The organism is Cupriavidus metallidurans CH34 (assembly GCF_000196015.1).
Lineage (GTDB): Bacteria > Pseudomonadota > Gammaproteobacteria > Burkholderiales > Burkholderiaceae > Cupriavidus > Cupriavidus metallidurans.
This window is the reverse complement of the sequence record NC_007973.1, coordinates 2542598-2560396: the sequence shown is the minus strand read 5'-3', so window position 1 is coordinate 2560396 and position 17799 is coordinate 2542598. Positions and strand designations below refer to the sequence as shown.

21 protein-coding genes are annotated in these 17799 nt (G+C 65.0%); 8 read left to right on the top strand and 13 right to left on the bottom strand.

Annotated features, from left to right (window positions below; all coding sequences use genetic code 11):
• Positions 1-3 precede the first annotated feature (3 nt).
• Genes RMET_RS11780 through RMET_RS11770 form a run of 3 tightly spaced genes read right to left on the bottom strand, consistent with a single transcriptional unit; the run spans position 4 to position 993 of the window.
• A complete protein-coding gene (locus RMET_RS11780; protein WP_003153634.1) occupies positions 4-363 on the bottom strand; it encodes a TIGR03745 family integrating conjugative element membrane protein in 360 nt (119 codons plus the stop codon).
• Positions 364-379: 16 nt separating this feature from the next.
• The gene (locus RMET_RS11775) at positions 380-613 is read right to left on the bottom strand and encodes a TIGR03758 family integrating conjugative element protein (RefSeq protein ID WP_003050225.1); all 234 of its coding nucleotides are present in this window, start codon (positions 611-613) and stop codon (positions 380-382) included.
• Positions 610-993: an integrative conjugative element protein, RAQPRD family gene (locus tag RMET_RS11770; RefSeq protein ID WP_003090167.1), complete on the bottom strand. Its 384-nt coding sequence runs from the start codon at positions 991-993 to the stop codon at positions 610-612. The genes RMET_RS11775 and RMET_RS11770 overlap by 4 nt, the downstream gene beginning before the upstream one ends.
• Before the next feature lie 203 nt (positions 994-1196).
• Between RMET_RS11770 and RMET_RS11765 the strand changes: the two genes are divergently transcribed.
• From RMET_RS11765 to RMET_RS11730, 8 genes are read left to right on the top strand one after another with little or no spacing between them, the layout of a single operon-like run.
• Positions 1197-1667 carry a helix-turn-helix domain-containing protein gene (locus RMET_RS11765; protein ID WP_003050245.1) on the top strand — a complete coding sequence of 157 codons (471 nt, stop codon included), beginning with the start codon at positions 1197-1199 and terminating at the stop codon, positions 1665-1667.
• On the top strand, positions 1664-2239 hold the full coding sequence (locus RMET_RS11760) for a PIN domain-containing protein (protein ID WP_003153636.1): 576 nt from the start codon (positions 1664-1666) through the stop codon (positions 2237-2239). Before RMET_RS11765 ends, RMET_RS11760 begins: the two co-directional genes overlap by 4 nt.
• 17 nt (positions 2240-2256) lie before the next feature.
• Positions 2257-3171 (top strand): CBASS system CD-NTase-associated protein Cap6, encoded by a 915-nt coding sequence (gene cap6 / locus RMET_RS11755; protein WP_003050256.1) that lies wholly within the window; start codon positions 2257-2259, stop codon positions 3169-3171.
• On the top strand, positions 3168-3638 hold the full coding sequence (gene cap8, locus RMET_RS11750; RefSeq protein ID WP_003153638.1) for a type III CBASS phage resistance system CD-NTase-associated protein Cap8: 471 nt from the start codon (positions 3168-3170) through the stop codon (positions 3636-3638). Before cap6 ends, cap8 begins: the two co-directional genes overlap by 4 nt.
• Positions 3635-4135, top strand: a complete 501-nt coding sequence (gene cap7 / locus RMET_RS11745) for a type III CBASS phage resistance system CD-NTase-associated protein Cap7 (protein WP_003090159.1) — start codon at positions 3635-3637, stop codon at positions 4133-4135. Before cap8 ends, cap7 begins: the two co-directional genes overlap by 4 nt.
• Positions 4135-5037: a CBASS oligonucleotide cyclase gene (locus tag RMET_RS11740; RefSeq protein ID WP_003153640.1), complete on the top strand. Its 903-nt coding sequence runs from the start codon at positions 4135-4137 to the stop codon at positions 5035-5037. Before cap7 ends, RMET_RS11740 begins: the two co-directional genes overlap by 1 nt.
• A 38-nt stretch (positions 5038-5075) precedes the next feature.
• Positions 5076-5801: a CBASS effector endonuclease NucC gene (gene nucC / locus RMET_RS11735; protein ID WP_003050273.1), complete on the top strand. Its 726-nt coding sequence runs from the start codon at positions 5076-5078 to the stop codon at positions 5799-5801.
• Between the two features lie 9 nt (positions 5802-5810).
• Entirely contained in the window at positions 5811-8435 is a 2625-nt protein-coding gene (locus tag RMET_RS11730; protein WP_003153642.1) for an AAA family ATPase, read from the top strand.
• A gap of 40 nt (positions 8436-8475) precedes the next feature.
• On the opposite strand, the gene RMET_RS11725 is transcribed toward RMET_RS11730, so the two are convergent.
• From RMET_RS11725 to RMET_RS11680, 10 genes are all read right to left on the bottom strand, one after another.
• Positions 8476-9225, bottom strand: a complete 750-nt coding sequence (locus RMET_RS11725) for a TIGR03747 family integrating conjugative element membrane protein (protein WP_003153644.1) — start codon at positions 9223-9225, stop codon at positions 8476-8478.
• A complete protein-coding gene (gene traD / locus RMET_RS11720) occupies positions 9222-11411 on the bottom strand; it encodes a type IV conjugative transfer system coupling protein TraD (protein WP_004350569.1) in 2190 nt (729 codons plus the stop codon). Before traD ends, RMET_RS11725 begins: the two co-directional genes overlap by 4 nt.
• Positions 11412-11415: 4 nt before the next feature.
• Positions 11416-11964, bottom strand: a complete 549-nt coding sequence (locus tag RMET_RS11715) for an integrating conjugative element protein (protein WP_003109779.1) — start codon at positions 11962-11964, stop codon at positions 11416-11418.
• Entirely contained in the window at positions 11961-12551 is a 591-nt protein-coding gene (locus RMET_RS11710; RefSeq protein ID WP_003109780.1) for a transglycosylase SLT domain-containing protein, read from the bottom strand. Before RMET_RS11710 ends, RMET_RS11715 begins: the two co-directional genes overlap by 4 nt.
• Positions 12533-13270, bottom strand: coding sequence for a TIGR03759 family integrating conjugative element protein (locus tag RMET_RS11705; protein ID WP_003098886.1), 738 nt, complete (start codon positions 13268-13270; stop codon positions 12533-12535). Before RMET_RS11705 ends, RMET_RS11710 begins: the two co-directional genes overlap by 19 nt.
• A 12-nt stretch (positions 13271-13282) precedes the next feature.
• Positions 13283-13927, bottom strand: coding sequence for a hypothetical protein (locus RMET_RS11700; RefSeq protein ID WP_003098888.1), 645 nt, complete (start codon positions 13925-13927; stop codon positions 13283-13285).
• Positions 13924-14523 (bottom strand): PFGI-1 class ICE element type IV pilus protein PilL2, encoded by a 600-nt coding sequence (gene pilL2 / locus RMET_RS11695; RefSeq protein ID WP_011516994.1) that lies wholly within the window; start codon positions 14521-14523, stop codon positions 13924-13926. Before pilL2 ends, RMET_RS11700 begins: the two co-directional genes overlap by 4 nt.
• A 138-nt stretch (positions 14524-14661) precedes the next feature.
• Entirely contained in the window at positions 14662-16941 is a 2280-nt protein-coding gene (locus tag RMET_RS11690) for a helicase-related protein (RefSeq protein WP_004350563.1), read from the bottom strand.
• A gap of 136 nt (positions 16942-17077) precedes the next feature.
• Entirely contained in the window at positions 17078-17383 is a 306-nt protein-coding gene (locus tag RMET_RS11685) for a hypothetical protein (RefSeq protein WP_003116817.1), read from the bottom strand.
• Positions 17384-17472: 89 nt separating this feature from the next.
• The gene (locus RMET_RS11680) at positions 17473-17793 is read right to left on the bottom strand and encodes a hypothetical protein (RefSeq protein WP_003116818.1); all 321 of its coding nucleotides are present in this window, start codon (positions 17791-17793) and stop codon (positions 17473-17475) included.
• Positions 17794-17799 lie beyond the last annotated feature (6 nt).

Below are 17799 nucleotides of genomic sequence, written 5' to 3'. Positions count from 1 at the left end.
GCCTTACAGGATGCCCGTGGCTTCGGTGAGCAGCCAGATGCCGATCACGAGCAACACGGCGCCGATGGCGACCGTGAGGCCGAATTGGCCCCACGTCTTGCGGCCGGTGTGGATCTCCGCGTAGGTTCCGTAGGCGTGGTAGCAGACGCCGATGAACATCGACGCCACCACCAGCAGGGCCACGAGCATGATGATGTCGTAGCCGTAGTTGCGGATCGTCTCCATGATGCCGTTGCCGGTGCCGCGCGTCGGGTTCTCCAACTGCGGCAGGCCTTGCGCGAACGACAGCGCGGGCAGCGCGGCGGCGCCCAGGGCCATGGCGGCGCGCTGGGCGAGACGGGAAGTGAGGATGCGGTTGTGCATGGTCGGGCCTTTCAGGTCAGGACAGAAGGAAGAAACTCAGGACGAGGTACATCGCGACGAAGCGGATGCAGACGCCGAGGAACTGGCGCTGGTTGAGGCGGCTCTCGGACCACCCCACGTAGGCCGTTCGGATGGCCCAGACGCCCCACACGAGCAGGACCGCGAACACGACGCCGACCAGGACGGTCGCCATTGCGGAAGGCGCGATGCCGCTGTTGGCTTGAAATGCCGAGACCTGGGCGCCGTTCATTGCTTGCCCCCCGCAGTCGTCGCCGGCAGCGGCTCGGCCGCCCGCTCGGTGCGGTAGTCGCCGGCCAGTTCGGAGGGGTCGCGCGGCTGAGCGCGCGATGGCGTCAGGTGAAACTGGATGCCGGCGCGAACGCGCGCCAGGTCAGCCAGCAGCCGCGGGTAGTCGAAGTGGTAGCGCTCGCCCGGCTGGATGGGGGCATGCGCGGCGCTGTCCGCGACGGTGCGCTCCAGCGCGTCGAGCTGGCGCAGTGCGGCGACCAGCTCCTGGCGCTGTGCCGGAGACTCGGCCAAGGCCATCTGGGACTGACCCAGCAGGAGGGCCGTCACGAGAAAAGTGGGCACGCCGCGATGCGCGGCGCGCAGCCAGATCGAAGCCACCATCGCGCCATTCCTGTGTGATCAGCAATGGGGTGATCGTGGAGATCAGGGCTGTTTTAGGCCGCAAACAATAGGAACTGGCGGACGACCGGATTGGGCATACCGCGAGCGAACCTACAAAAGCCCGGGTGGAGTTTCGATTATTGCGTTTTTCGAGTGTTTCGAATATGATCGGCTCTGCAACCGTTTTCGCTTAGGAGCTACCCATGACCACCGCCACTGCCCAATCCAAGATGACCCTTCCCGCCGCGGGAGAGGTTAAGGCAGCCGTCCAGGGTCAACGTGCCTTGGCGGCTTACCTCGCAACCCAGTTCGAGACGCAGCACATCCAGATCTTTGATGACCACAAACAGGCTCATCAGGTGGAACTGCCTACCTCGGCTTTACGCCTGCTGGTCGACATCCTGGCCGAGTTGGCCGATGGCAATGCAGTAAAGGTGGTGCCCGTCCATGCAGAGCTGACGACCCAAGAGGCGGCGGACTTGCTCAACGTGTCCCGTCCCCATTTCGTCAAGCTGCTAGAAGATGGGGTGTTGGCATTTCATCGCACCGGCAAGCACCGCAGGGTGAGGTTCGCCGATCTGATGCAGTACAAGGAAGCGCGCGAGCGCGCCAGTGAGCAGGCGATGGCCGAACTCGCTCAGCAGTCGCAAGAGTTGGGAATGGGATACGAATGAGGCATTCCCCATTCACCGCCGTCTACGACGCGTGCGTTCTATATCCCGCGCCACTGCGGGATTTCCTGATGTGGCTCGGCCTGTCTGGCCGCTTCCGGGCGCGGTGGAGCCAAGCCATTCATGAGGAGTGGAAACGCAATCTGTTGATCAACCGCCCCGATCTCACCCGGGTTCAGGTCGACAGGACGTCGGATCTCATGGACAGGGCCATTCCGGACGGCTTGGTGGAGGGCTACGAAGCGCTCGTGGCAGGCCTGACATTACCCGATCCGAACGATCGGCACGTCCTGGCTGCGGCGATTCGCTGCGGTGCGAGCGTGATTGTGACGTTCAACGAACGTGATTTCCCGAACGATCTGCTGGCTCCGTACGGCATCGAATCGCAGCACCCCGATGAGTTTGTGGACAACCTGCTGGATCTGGATGCGGCCGCCGTAGTGTCGGCTGCGCAGCGCCAGCGTGCCCAACTCAAGCATCCGCCGATCGATGTGGACCGCTATCTCGAAATCCTGCTGCGCCAAGGCCTTGTGCAAACGACCAAGGTGCTGGCGACCTATCGCACCATTCTCTGACCCGCCGAGAGCCACGGATGACCAAGAATCCTTCATCAGACGCCACTTTGCCGAAAGGCATCCATCGAAGCTGGAAGCTGCCGGATAAGTCGCTGGGTGACTTGTGGGATTCGATCGTGATGGACGAAGCCATCAAAAAACAGTTGCTGTCACAAGCGATCGTCAACTTCACGGTGCGCCCCAAGGTGGAGCGCACGGTACTCCCCCTGCACGGCGTGATCTTGTTGGTCGGCCCGCCGGGGACTGGGAAGACCTCCTTGGCACGGGGCTTGGCGCATCGTGTGGCCGAATCTTTTTCTTCTGCGAAGTTTCGATTGCTGGAAGTGGAGCCTCACACGCTGACGAGCTCTGCAATGGGAAAGACTCAACGCGCCGTGGCAGACCTGTTCTCGCAATCGATCGCAGAATCCGCAGCGGCGGGCCCGACGATCGTCCTTCTGGACGAGGTCGAAACGCTTGCGGCTGATCGAGCGAAGCTCAGCCTGGAAGCCAACCCGGTTGATGTGCACCGGGCCACCGACGCGGTGTTGGTGCAGTTGGACATGTTGGCCGAACGCAACCCGCATCTGCTGTTCGTGGCCACCAGCAACTTCCCACAGGCCGTCGACAGTGCCTTCCTATCTCGTTGCGACATGGTGATGGAGGTGCCACTGCCCGGCAAGGATGCCTGCAAGCAGATCCTAGTGGACTGCCTGAATGGCCTGGCAAAGACATTTCCGGGGATTGGCAAGCTTTCCTCGGCTCACCAGTTCGACGCGTGCGCTGGCGAGTGCGTCGGATTGGATGGTCGGGCCATTCGCAAGGTCGTAGCCAACGCCCTCGCGGCCGACCCGCAAGTGGCTATCGATCCGAACAAGCTTTCCGTAGAGCACTTGCGCAGTGCGATACGACAGGCAAAGCAAATGCGCCTTCAAGGAGGGAAGCAAAAATGACCACCGTTGTCAGCCGGACGTTTCGCAGCTCGCCGCACCGCGATGCGTTGCAGACATGGGATGCCATTGTCGAACTGCTCACTCAGGGCAAGGACGGCACGGCTCGCTCTGAACTCAGGGCCGTGACGGGCGTGGCCGCCAGCTTGATCGCCGACCAGGCACCCAAGAGCGCGCCCATCGTTGCGACATGCGATGGACCACGGACCAGGATCTACTGCCTCTTCGACGAAGACGCGATCTATGGTGATGATGCCAACGAAGAAGTCTTGGGGTTCGAGCCGTTGAAGGGAGACTGGGGAGTCTCGCTGCCGTGTCCGAAGGAGCAGCTCGGCTGGGTGCAAAGCGCGCTCAAAAAGCACAGTTCTCGCATCATTGCACGGGACTTGAGCCAAGGAATTGCCACGCAGGCGCAGGCCGATGCTGGGCAAGCGCTGTCGCTCGACCTCGGAGGTTTCCTCAAGTCATGAGCACCGTCGCCACCTACTCGTACACGCACTCGGTTACCTATGTGACCGACAACATCCTCAAGAGCTTGAAAGACATCATCCTGCTCAGTGGGCTGGACCCTGAGCACTTTGCGGATCGCTGGGAGAGCAATACCCGAGCCATCAAGACGTGGCTCGGGACCGGTGATCTGCGCAAGGTGATTCTGGAGATCTACAACCCGGCAACCGACAAGCTCGTGACCCGATGGGATATCGACATCGTGTATGGGTGGTCCGATGGCGACGGCAGCTTCTGGACAGATACCGAGCAGTTGAAGTACGCGATCAAGAAAGCTGGGCTGCTGCCATCGCAGGCCAAGTACAAGTTAATGCTCGATACAAAGCCAGGGCGACCTGATGTGGAGGGATGGAGCAAAGGAAGTTATCGCTCGACGGATGGAATGGTCAAGCAGAGCCTAGGCTCGACTGTCGAACACAGCGGCCTGGCGGGTCAGGCCGGATATTGGAGGCAACGCTGATGCTGTCGATCGATGAAGCTTTTCGCAAGTTCAAGTCGCGTCTGGAACTCAACGAACGCGAACAGAAGAATGCCTCGCAACGCCAGAACGAAGTGCGGGACTACCTGCAGACCAAGTTCGGCATTGCGCGCAGCTTCCTGACCGGTTCCTATGCTCGATACACGAAGACGAAGCCGCTCAAGGATATCGACATCTTCTTCGTGCTGAAGGACTCGGAGAAGCATTACCACGGCAAGGCCGCATCGGTAGTGCTGGATGATTTCCACTCTGCATTGGTGGAGAAATACGGTTCGGCGGCCGTGCGCAAACAGGCGCGCTCGATCAACGTGGATTTCGGTGTTCACATCGACGCGGAGGACAACACGGACTACCGGGTGGTCAGCGTGGATGCGGTGCCCGCATTCGATACCGGCGACCAGTATGAGATCCCCGATACGGCGTCCGGAAAGTGGATCAAGACGGACCCGGAGATCCATAAGGACAAGGCGACCGCAGCGCACCAAGCCTATGGCAATGAGTGGAAAGGTCTCGTGCGCATGGTGAAGTACTGGAACAACAATCCCAAGCACGGCGATCTGAAGCCGGTGAAGCCCTCGTTCCTGATCGAGGTAATGGCCCTTGAGTGTCTTTACGGCGGCTGGGGAGGATCGTTCGATCGCGAGATCCAGTCGTTCTTTGCCACGCTTGCCGATCGAGTTCATGACGAGTGGCCGGATCCCGCCGGACTTGGCCCGGCGATCAGCAACGATATGGATGCCGCGCGCAAGCAGCGCGCGCAGCAGCTGCTGTTCCAGGCGAGCCAAGACGCAAGCATCGCCATCGACCACGCGCGTCGTGGTCGCAATATCGAAGCGCTTCGCGCCTGGCGCGCACTGTTTGGCCCCAAGTTCCCACTGTCCTGATTCCATCGGCTTCCATACACGTCCCATCGAGGTACAGCATGTCCCAGTGGTCGCTTTCCCAGCTCCTGTCGTCCCTGCATGAGGACATCCAGCAGCGCTTGTCCGTAGTACGCAAGACCTTCGGTCACCCGGGTACGAAGGGGGATGCGAGCGAGAACGTCTGGATCGACATGCTGGATACCTATCTGCCCAAACGGTACCAGGCGGCCAAGGCGCATGTGGTGGACAGCCTGGGGAACTTCAGCCAGCAGATCGATGTGGTGGTGTTTGATCGGCAATATTCGCCTTTTATCTTCACCTACGAGAACGAGACGATCATTCCAGCCGAAAGCGTGTACGCCGTTTTCGAGGCCAAGCAGACGGCTGACGCGGGGCTTGTGGCCTATGCCCAGGAGAAGGTCGCCAGTGTGCGCAGGCTGCACCGCACGAGCCTGCCGATCCCGCACGCTGGCGGGACCTACCCAGCGAAGCCGTTGATTCCGATTCTGGGTGGCTTGCTCACCTTCGAGAGCGAATGGAGTCCTGCATTGGGTCCATCCATGGACAAGGCGCTGAACGCAAACCTCACCGAGGGGCGTCTGGACATCGGATGCGTTGCCGCCCACGGGCACTTTTTCTATGACCAAGCCAGCGGCGCGTACAGCTACACCAACGAAAACAAGCCGGCGACCGCGTTTCTTTTCAAGCTGATCGCGCAGCTTCAGTTCAGTGGAACGGTCCCCATGATCGATGTGGAGGCTTACGGTCAGTGGTTGACCAAGTGAGGGGGCGCTGTGGCAAGCATACGTTCGGAGTACCACCGGTTCCTGGCGCACTTGGCGCAGCGGCACGTGCACGACGACGTGCGCCGGCTGGCGCACCTGGTGCTCGATCACCTGCAGCCACTGGCCGAGGTCGGTGCTGCACGCCGGGGGCGCTCCACGCGCTTGGCGCCGCTGGCCATCGCGCATCTGGCGCAGATGCCTGTCGCCTACGACGGGGACGCGCGCGGCCCCGAAAACGGGCCGGCGCTCGGGCGACTGCACCAGCTCGAAGTCGGGCCGTTTCGAGGATTCATGCGGCAGGAGACGTTCGACCTCAGCCATGACATCACCTTGGTCTACGGTGCCAACGGCACCGGCAAGAGCAGCTTCTGCGAAGCCTTGGAAGTGGCGATGCTCGGTTCGATCAGCGAAGCGCAGGCCAAGCGGGTCGACCAGCGGACGTACTGCAACAACGCTCGCCTGCGCCGCCACGTCGCGCCAGTCCTGTCGTCTACGGCGGCGGGCGAAGCGCAGGCCGTCCAGCCCGACGAAGCTGAGTATCGCTTCTGCTTCATCGAGAAGAACCGCCTCGACGATTTCGCCCGAATCGCCGCGCGGACCCCGAGCGATCAGCGCCAGCTCATCGCCACCCTGTTCGGCGTGGACCAGTTCAGCGAGTTCGTGCGCGGCTTCAACCCCTCGCTCGATCAGGACCTGATGCTTGCCGGCGTGCAGGCGGCGCAGCTGGCGCAGCGTCGCCTGCGGTTGGCGAACTCCGAACAGACCATCGCCGCCTACCCGCAGAAGATCGCAGCGGTCGAGGGCCTGGAACAAGCTTTGGCGCAGCGCATGTCACCTGGCGCGACCTATCAAGCCTGCGTGGACTGGCTGCTGGGTACGCCGCAGCAGCAAGGACGGCTACCGTATGTCCAGGCTCAGCTGGACGCCAACCCGCCTGCCATTCACGAGGTGACCCAGGCCCGCCTGCAAGCGTTGCTGGCAGAGGCCTACCGCGTCCAGGGACTGTGGCAAGCGTCTTCCGCGCAACTCGCGGCCCGCGCGGGCGAGGTGTCGTACGCGAAGCTCTACGAGGCCGTGCAAGCGTTGGCGGACGGGGCGACCGCGTGTCCGGCATGTGGAACCGGACTGGCCGCTGTGGCACAGGACCCGTTCGCCAGGGCGCGAATGGGCCTGGAGCAGCTCGCGCAACTGGCCGTCCTGCAGCAGCAAGAGGCCGGGCATCGGACGCAGTTGAGCGAGGCGGTCCGAGCGCTGTGGGACGAAATGCGCCGCGTGGTGGCGGCGGCTGGGGTCGCTTGTCCTGCCGAATCGCAGGCCGCGGGCCTGCCACTGCTGCCTCCCACGTCGGCGGGCAATTGGCTCGGCGGCTGGGTGAATGGGGACCAGCGCGCCTGGCAAGCCCTCTTACGGATCGCACAGATCATCGAAGGCTTCGACGCGCAGGCGCGCGACGTGCATGCCCAGCGCGGCGCGATGGCCCAGGAGCGGGACCGCCTGCAACAGCATCAGCTGGAGATCGAACGGCTGCGGACCATGCGCACGACTGCGGATCAGGAGCTGGCGGCCGCCCGCCAAACCGTGGCCCAATTCGACGACGCGAACCGCGGCCTGATCCAGGCGGCCACGGACGAAATGCCGGTGGTGGTGCACCATCAGCGGGTCAAGGCCGCCTACGACGGCTTCCTACCCGAGATTCAGGCATACCTGACCGCTCTGCCGGGGGTTCTGCTACAGGGGCTGGGAGACCAAGCCCGCCATCTCTACAACGCATTCAACCGGGCCGATCCGCCCGGCGATCTGCTGCACGCGCTGTGGTTGCCCGTGGCCGAGAACGGCAAGATCGAGGTGGAGTTCGCCGGCGAGCCGGGCGTGCGCTACGACGCGTTGATCGTCTTCAGCGAAGGGCACATCAAATGCTTGGGTCTGGCGATTCTGCTTGCCAAGAACCTCGCGCAGGGCTGCCCCGTGGTCATCTTCGATGACGTCGTCAATGCGATAGACGACGACCATCGCGATGGCATCTGGCGTACCTTCTTCGAGGACGGTTTGCTCCACGGCAAGCAGGTTATCCTCACCTCGCACGCAGAGGAGTTCCTGCACCGCATCCAGCAGGAGTTGGGCGTGCGCCGCGCCGCGGCCATCAAGCGCTACAAGTTTCTCCCGCATCAGGGAGAGCACGAACTGCGGGTCGACAGCGACCCGCCAGCGAAGAACTATGTTCTTCTGGCCCAGCAGGCGTTGGCGGCTGACGAGAAACGCGAGGCACTGCGCCAGGCCCGGCCGGCGCTGGAGAGTCTGACGGACCGCCTGTGGACGTGGCTGGGTCGGCGGGCGGACGGCCGGATCGACATCAAGCTGAGCGGGCCCCGCGCGCCTTGGGAGCTGAACAATAAATGCACCAAGTTGCGGTCGGCCGTCGAGCGTATCGCGGCGCAACATGCGGGTGCGCCGGATGCCGTAGGGGCGTTGGTCAGGCTGCTCAATGTCAGCGGTACGAGTATTGAATGGGGTTACCTCAATAGCGGTGTGCACGACGCTCAGCGCGATCATGAGTTCGATCGGGCGACGGTAAGAACGGTCGTCGAGGCGGTTACGGCGTTGGATGCTGCTCTTGATACCCTGCAGAACCGATGAACGGCACACGGCTTTGCAGAGCAGTGCCGCCCGTGTCACCTCATAAGTACTTCTTGAAGCTGCCTGCGGTCAGGCTGACTGCCATCCCCAGCAACGCCGCGCTGGGCAGCAGGATGACCAGAGGATGCACCGCTATGGGCAGTGCGAGATAGGTGACCCAAGGCAGCACGGCCAACGGCATCAGGCTGGCCTTCGCGCGGTGGTAGATGAAGCCGGATTCGCGGCCCGCGCCGAACCGGCGCACATCCCGTCGCACCAGGCCGTCGATCAGGCCGACGAATGCTGCAGTGAGGATCAGCGGCAGCGTGAGTACCAGGACCAGCAGGCGCACCAGGAAGGTGAGCGTCGTGAAGGCCGCAGCGATCAGGTAGCTTTCGGCCCAGACATAGACTTGGCTGATGTAGTAGCGGAAGTTGCGGCTCTGCCCGTGGCTGGCCGCGCGGGCGCGCTCGGCGGTCTGGCTCATGCGCTCCAGCAACCCCGAGCGCACGAACACCCACTCGTACCCGGTATCCACCAGCTCGTGCGCCGTGCGCCCGGGCTCCTGCACCACCACGCTGCGCGTGAAGTGGTTGGACAGGTGCCCGAGTTCGTACTGCAGCATCTGCTGGGAGTGGCGCCAGCCCTGGTCCTTCCAGAACAGGTGCATGCCGACGCACTCCACCACGATCGAGAACAGCAGCGAGCCGATGAGCACCCCGAGCAGCCGGAACGGCAAGGTGATGGTGCCGACGATCAGCCCCTGGCGCTGGTTCTGCTCCCGCTGCGCGGTCGAGGCGGCATCCTTCATGGTGCGGCCTCGCCGGTGCTGTCGTCGGCGCCGGTGGCCACCGCGTCAGGCTCGGCTGGAGCGGCGTCATCCAGCAGGTCGTCGGGCAAGGCTGCATGCGGCAAGGCTGCGGAACTGGTGAACTCCCACCACTGCGTGGCCTCGCTGTAGCTCTGGCGCATATACCCGGCCAGTTGCTGCAAGTCCGTCGGCATCACTTCATCGGGGTCTGGCGCCGGAAGCGGCATGCGCACCTTCCAAAGCTGGCCGCCCTGCAGCAGCGCGAAGCATTGGCCCTTGGGCAGACCGACGACGTGTGACGGCTCGATCATCGGCACGCTGGCCATGCTGATGCGGTCCTGGGTGTTCGACGTGAAGTCCGTCGCGCCGCGGATGTCTGAGCTGTCCGTCGCGCCCGAGACGATGGTGGTCGTATAGACCTCGACCTTCGGCAACTGCCTCGTCAGCAGTTCCGCGGTGGCCGTCTCGCGCACGCGCAACATGAATAAATTGTTGAAATTCCCGATCACTTGGCCGGCCTTCGCGCGGTTGCCGATGCGGGCCTCGATGTCCGAAAGCGTTTGCGTGTAGGCGGTGACTTGCAGGCCCGCGCCACCGCCCTTGTTGATGAGCGGAATGAACTCGTCACCCATCAATTCATTGAACTCGTCCGCATGCACGTTGATCGGCACGCGCGCACCAGCCGATGCGCCCGGCAGGCCATCGTCGATTCCGTGCTTGTAGATGTGCCCAGCCACCGAGACGAGATCGCTGAACATCGAGTTGCCGACCGCTGCGGCGACCTCCGCATCGGACAGCGCGTCCAAGCCGACATAGACGACGGCGCGCTTCCTGATCACCTGCATCCAGTCGAAGATCGGGCGCGGGTCGGCCAGGTCGGAGTAGTTCGGCGCCAGGAGCTGGGCGATCTTGCCGCTCGTGAGCTTTTCCAGCAGCGGCAGCAGCGATGCAACGATCTTGTCGAAGTAGGTCTTGTCGTAGCGCACCGCCGAGCGCAGGCCATCGAGCACAGGGTCGTAGTTGCGCGCCTGGGAGAGGTATTGCTCCAGCGCCACCACACGCTTCTCGCGCCCGATCATGTTCCTTGGGATGTTCTTCTCGTTGAGCTTGGCCTCGATCTGGACGATCACCTCCCAGGCCTTGGGCTCCGTCTTGGCAAAGTAGTGCTGGGCGTACTCAATGAACAGCGCGTCGATGTTGATGACGTGGCGCTGGATCAGCATGTAGTCCGGGCGCTGCCCCAGTTCCACCAGGGCGCGGGCGATGATGTTCACGAAGCGCCATGCGAACTCGCGGAACGCCGCGCTGTTGCCTTCGCCGGAGAGCTGCCCCGCGATGCGTGTCGCCACTTCCGAGATCCGACCGAAGCGGCCCACGGCGTTGTAGCGGGCGCTGATTTCCGGCCAGCCCAAGTGGAAGATGTAGAACTCGCCTTCGCGGCCAGCGCGCTGGGCTTCGACGTACATCCGTTTCAAGAGATCGGCATCCCCCTTGGGGTCGATGACGATGACGACCTCATGCTCGCCGGCAGCATTCCTGCGACGGATGTCCTGCGTGACGAACAACTCGGCCAGGCGCGTCTTGCCCACCCGCGTGGTGCCCAGCACCAGCGAGTGCCCGACGCGCTCGCCCAGCGGCAGGCTGACGTCCACTTCGTCGGGCTCGATGCCGTGCAGCCTTGGCAGGCCGCCGACAGGCGGCAACGGGCGCACGGGGTTGAAAGGCGCGTCCCAGCCGGTGAGCTTCGGCAGGCGCGAGAGCGGCAATGGCGCGAACTCCAGCCGTTCCTCCAGGCGCCTGGTCAGCCGGTAGGCCGGCGTCGGCTCGACGTAGCGGCGGAACTCGGGCCGGTACGTCTGCATCAGCCGATGCGTGTGCTTCTGCTCCCAGAGAAAGCCGCGCCCCACGAATAGGCGCTGCTGGCTGACCGGCACGTCCTTGCTGGTCATCACGTAACGCGGCAGACGGCGGATGTTGCGCCGGTAGCGCAGGATGATGCGGGCATCGCGGTAGCGGATCGCGCCGTAGGCGCCGAACGCCAAGGCGCTGCCGATGCCCATGGCCGGGCTCAGCGCGAGCGACCATGGGGCCACCAGGCACAGAAACGCGGCGCCTGCACACGCCGCGACGGTGTATAGCTCCACCGCTGGGCGTAGCAGAACCTCGACCGGCTGTTTGCCCGACATGGCTTCATTGCTCGATGCCGGTGGCCGTGATCAGCGCCGGGTAGTGCCGCAGGCCCAGGCGATCGGCCAGGTCGTCGCCGGCCACGGGCGCGAGCGGCACGCCCGGCACCAGGGCGCGCAGCCGCGCCAGGCCCTGCGCGGTCTCGACGTTGACGACCAGGCCGACCGCGCCACGTTCGCGCAAAGCGGCGGCGCGGCGCTGCAACCAGGCCCGGGAAGCCTCGTCGTCGCCGATGACCACGAACGGCCGCAGGCCGGGCGCTTCGATCACCCGTCGCGCGACGGTGCCGGGCGTGAGCTTGGCGCTGCGCACCGGCAGCATCGCGGCTTCGTCCGCCCGTGTGGCAGGAACCTGGGGCGTCGGGATGGACGGCCGCGCCGGTGCGTTGGCGCGCGGCTGGAGATTCAGGGCTTCGTAGTACGGCAATGCCGACGTGCCGCCACGGTCCTCGACAACGATCAGTGGCTCGCCGGCACGCGAGGCCAGCGGCAGGCCTGACAGCAGCATGAGTAGGCCCGTGAACGCGAGATGGGCGGGATGGGGTTTCGTCATGGGGAGGTCTCCTGGCGCGCCGCGAGGACCGCGGCGGCTGGTCGCGTGCCCTGCACGCGGGCAAGGTGGCGCGACACGCTGCGCCGATAGCGGGCGGCGGGCTCGCCGCCTGCGGGGCGGTGGTAGCGGCCGATCGCCAGCAGCCAGTCCTCGCCGGGGGTGTGCTGCTCCTTCAGGATCTCGGCGGCAACGGCCAGGTTGCGATACGGATCCAGCAGGTCGCACGCGCCGGTAAAGCGGTGCTTGTGGTAGCCGAGGTTGATCTGGCCCAGGCCCGCATCAATGCGCGTGTGCGGCGTGGCGCGCATCGCCTGCTGCAGGCCAGCGCAGGCGTCGGCGCGCGTGGCGAAGCGGCGCGACTGGCCGGCGACGTTGAGGGACCACGGCCACGGCACCAGGCGCCCGTTGCGCCGGATGCCGCTCTCCTGCAAGGCCACGGCGTAGAGCACGGTCGAGGGGATGCCTGCGCGCTGGGCGGCAAGCTGGTAAGCCGGTGGCGGAACCTCCTGGGCCAGGGCGGCAACGGCATACAGGCCGGCAGTGAGCACCAGTGCGCGCAGGGGCATGGCTACGGCTGGCGCTGCCATTGGCCGTTCACTTCGCGCACGGCGGCGGGCAGATCGCCGGGCAGGCCCAGTGACAGCCAGCGGCCGCCGTCGTGGTTGAGCGTGATGCTGCCGGCGCGCACGCGCGCCGGGTCGATCTGCGCGCGCTTGGCCCAGTCGCGGATGCGCGCGTCATCCTGGCGGCTGCCCACCATGTACAGGTCGAACTCCGCGCCCGAGGATTGCAGGCGCTGCACGAGCTGTCCGCAGGCTGCGCAGCCGTCCTTGACGAACACCGCCATGCGGCCGCTGCCGCGCAAGGGACTGCTGGATGGGCCGGCGCCCGGCTTGTCGTCGGGCAGGTTCACGCGCTGCATCCCCGGATTCAGGCGCTGCCAGGCCTCGTCGTAGGCGCGCTGGTAGGCGAGCAGCTTCTCGACGCGGCGCGCTTCCACCTGCACCTGCAGTTCCGCATAGCGGCGCCGTTCTTCGTCCGTGCGAGCTTCGATGCCCAGGGCGGACAGCGGGTCCAGGTTGGGCGAGTAGATACCCAGCGGCCCATCCATCAGCTCGCGGTAGCGTGCCCATTCTTGTGGCTGCAAGCCCCATTCGGTTGCCACCCGGTCGTCCAGCACGCGGGCGGCCAGCGGGCGCTCCTGGCTCTGTGCGTTGCGCGCCGAGGTCGTTGCGGGCTGCTGCGCCCAGGCGGGCCATTGCGACGACGCCACCAGGACCGCGAAAAGGAGGATCGACGGCTTCATGGGGTGCTCCGGTCAGGGAATCGCCACGCGGCGGGTCTGGTTGCCGGCCTGGAACACTGCGGTGTTGCCCTCGATCGCCTGCAGGCGCCACGGGCCGACCGCATCCCCGGGCAGCAGCACCTGAAGTTGGGCGGGCGTGAAGTCCCCGATGCTCGGCGCGACGGACACGCTGCGCTGGCCGGCGCGCAGTTCGGCGCCGACGACGCGGAATGGCAGCGGCGGCAGCTCGGTCTTGGAGGCGGCGGACGTGCGCGATGCGCGCCGCTGGGCGGGTGCGGTGGCACGCGCGGCGGCTTGGCGCGCCTTGATCTGCTCGACCTCCGCGCGCAGCGCCTGGAGGTCGTCGGCCGCTGCGTAGCCACTGAGAGATTTCTCGACCTGGGCCGCGCGTGCTTCCAGAATCTGGCGGGTGTCTTTGAGGTCAGCGTCCGTCGCGACGGCCGGGCGCTGCTGGATGGCCTCGATCGTCTCGGCCAAGCCAGTTGCCTGCGCTTCCAGGCGTTGCAGGCGGGAATCCAGCCGCTCCTGGTCGGCCTGGTCGCTGAGGGCCTGGTAGCCCAGGGCCGCCAAGACGCTGAGGAAGATCAACCAGAGCCACATCAGGCTCTGCACCACCACGGCGGCGGTCGATCGCTGGGCAGGTTGCGGGGCGTTCATGGCTGGCCTCCCGAAACCATGGGTGCCAGCGGGAACGTCTGCACCGCCTCGGTGGCGGGTGGCTCGGATGGGGACTCGGCGACCGCGCGATCGCCGGGCCGCTCGAAGCAGATTTGCCGTGCGCGGTCATCCGCGTGCAGTTCCCAGGCCGGGCCAGCCAGCGTGAGCAGCGCATCGCGCAAGGTCATGGGGCCGAGGTGCAGGTGTACCGCCGGCAACGGCAGCGCGTACAGCTCGATCACGGCATGCGCGGTCTGGCACAGGCCATAGCCGCTGCGTTTGAGCACGTGCCGAAGCCCATCCCCGACCGTGGCGCGGGCATCCTCGGGCATGGACACGTCGATGGTCTGCAACAACAGGTCGCGCTGCGCCGCCAAGGGTGCCAGTTCGACCAGTGTGTAGCGGGCGTAGCGCACGACCGGGATGTACTCGGAAGCCTCGGGTTCAGGCGCGGCCAAGACTTCCGCGATGGTGTCGGGCGCGACCGGCGCAGTCGTCGTCGCGCAGCCACCGGCCAGCACCGACCACAGCAGGCCGAGAAATCCCGCCAGAAGGCGGCGTTCGGGATAGTGAAACCACGGTGGAGAGGGGCACATAGCTCGGCGTCCTGAAACATCCAGCCCTCACCATCGCCGCTCAGGCCGCGAGCGGCAGCAAACAATGCGAACCAGGCAGCGTCCGATTTACCGGGAGCGGCAAAAAAAACGGCCCCGAAGGGCCGTAAGTGGAACGTGTCATGCGGCGACAAGCTGCCGGGCCAGTGCGACCTCGACGGAATCACCGTCCTGGTTCAGGACATCGAGCCCGGATTCGGGCACGTCGCCCGAGGTGGACTGCGAGACCATGATCTTCTTGGCCATCAGCTCCAGGCAGGTCATCTGCGAGGAACCGGCGTAGCCGAGGTAGATCACACGCACGGGCTGCTTCTGCCCGATGCGCCAGGAGCGGCGTGCCGCCTGCTGGAGCGAGTACACGTTGTAGCCCGACTGCATGAACACGATCGTCGGGAACTCCAACAGGTCCAGCCCCGTCTTGACCAACTCGGGGTTGGTGATGAGCACGTCGATGCCACGGTCCAGTTGCTCGGCGATCCAGTCTTCGCGGCGGCTGGCATCCACGCTCGCGCGCAGCACCGCCACCTTGAAGCCTTCCTGCTCCAGCAACACCTTCAGGCGCGACGTGGTGTCGCGCGTGCCGGTATAGACCGTGTAGGCCAGGACCTTGCGGCCCTGCGCCTTCTCCTCTTTGCAGATGTCGATCAGCTCACGCTCCTTGGGGCTGATCTCGAACTCGTTGAACTGAGCCGGGACAAACGCCAAGGTGTTGCGCGTGCGCGGATGCACCACGGTCTCCGACCGGAAGCAGCAATCCGGCCAGGCCAGCAGCACGTTGAGGACCACACCCAGCAAGGTCGTATCGCGTCGCGCCAGAGCCTGTTTCAGCTCCGCGGTCAGCCGACCCGCCAGATCGCGGTAGGCCGCGGCTTGCGCCGTGTCCATCGCGACTTCACGGAACTCCTCGTCATACGGCGGCAGGACGTTGCCACCGATGTCCTTGAGCTTGAGAAAGATCGTGAACGGCAGGATGCAGCGCAGCACGCCCTTGGGGCCAAACCCCGGGGCCTTGACCGTGCGCACCGATACCTTGGTGCCCTTGGCCGTCTTGTGCGCCGTGCCGGTGCTCTCGGAGTAGATGTCCTTCAACACCCCGTGATCGCGCATGAACGCCATCGCAGCCGAGGTCATGCTGCCGCTCGTGGTCGGGCGGTAGCCGTCTTCGATCATCCGCCCCGGAAGGGCTCGGAACAGCAGGTGGAACAGGTCGTCCCCGTAGCCGCCCATCAACGTGCCGGTCAGCAGCAAGGTCTTGCGAGCCTTCGCCGCCAGCACGCCCATGGCCTGGCCCTGGGCACTGCCCCCGTTCTTGTACTCATGTGCCTCATCGGCGATGAGCAGGTCGAACGTGCCTTGCGGCAGGTAGCGTTTGATGAACTCGGACGGCTGATAGCCGCCCTCGCCAAAGCCGAACTCCATGTTGGCCATCGCACGTTCCATGCGCGTGGCCTGACGGTCGGAAAACACCAGCTCGCCGTTGCCATCCATGAGGTTGATGAACTCATGGATGTTGTCGCCGAGCATCGACGCCAGGAACCCGTCACCGAACTTTTGCATCAGCTTCTGCGCGGTGACCTCTCCGATGGTCGGTATGCGCTTTAAGGCTTTGAGCACGGCCGAGGACTGGTCGCTGCCGGACAGACTGCGCGGGCGGATCAGTGTCCACAGGGGCGCGGCGCAGTGGCCGCACTTCCTGCGGCACTCCTCGGCTTGGAGCGCGATCGGGTTGACCGGCTCGCCGTCGAGGTCGGTGATGACCGTGCCGCAGTCCGGGCAGGCCGCCACGTCGCCGTGGCGGGTGCGCCGCGTGGTGAAGACAGGCTTCCAGTGAAAGCCCATCCGCATCCTGACGCGCCCCAGGACGAAGAACTCCTGGCCCGTGGGCTGCACGCCCAACTGCTCGCGCAGCTTGATGAGCTTGACGAGCGTATCCGGCCCGTTGAGTACCCACACCTTGGCACCGGCCACCGTCTCCTGGATCTCGCGCCGCCACTTGTAAACCAGGTGGGGCGGCGACAGCACCAGAGTGCGGCGATAGCCTTCGGCGTTGAGCACGGCGGCCGTGGCAATGCCGACGGTCGTCTTGCCGCAGCCCATCTCGCCATTGACGATCGCAGCACGTTCGCCACGGTCGATCAGCAGCTCGGCGGCGGCGTGGACGACTTCGGCCTGGGCTGGGAACAGCTTGCGCTTGAGGCTGGCGACCACCAGTTGCCGGTGCGCCTGCGGTTGGCCGGTATAGACCGGCGGATTAGCGCTGTTGAGGGCGTCGAGTAGTTCGTCGCCGAACTCGCCGACAAAATCCTGAAGGCTCAGGGTCAGAGGGGAAGATTCCGCGTCGAGCAGTTCGCCCTGTACGGGCGCGGATTCAGCGGCAGTGGTTTCGAGATCGAGGGACATGGTGATGCTCCAAAGAAAAATGGGGCATGCACCACCCCCAGCGGGGCAATGGCATGCCCCGTGGTGGGAAGAGAATCGACGCGTGGCTGAGGGTGGTTGAAGGTGCTGGCCTGGGCGGCCCGCAGGTGAACCGTGCTCAGTCTTCGGACGGAAGCACGATGACGGTTGCGCAGCGCTGCGAATCGGTGACGATGCGAATGGCGAGCCCCGGATGGATCACGTAGTGCGATTCCAGCGACGCGCCCGATTGAAGCGCGCTGCTGTTCGTCTGCCATTGCTGGATGTTGACGTCGCCCCAGTCGCCACGGGTGTGGCGCCTGAAGTACGGGATCGGGTCCAGGCGACCCGCGCGGACCAGGCGGTCTACACCTCTGCTGAAGATGAGCGCCCCGATGGGGAACGCCAGCCGCTGGCAGTAGGTTTCGATGCGATGCGATGCCATGGGCTCCTCCTTGATGAGTCATTGAGCCACGACACCCCTGCCGGAGTGAAGTGGCTCCGTCAGGTGGATGAGGATGACGATGTGGGGCCTCAGATCAGGTCCCGCTCTTCGGGAAGCTGGACCACCGTGGTCTGGTGGTCCTCGCTGGTCTTGACGATCAGCGCCAGGTCCGGCGTGATCCTGAACTGCGAGATCATTAGGTTGTCCTGTTGGATCGCCACGTCGTTGGCTTGGCGTGTGGCCTCATCGATCTCGCCCCAGTCCCCGCGCACATGGCGCTGGACATAGGCCAAGGGGTCGATCAGGCCTCGCCGGGCCAGCCAATGCACCTTCTCGCTCAACTTCAACGTACTCGGTGCGAACAACGGTTGCTTGTGCGGCGCAGGCCGCTTGAACGGATTGGGGATCATGGTGTT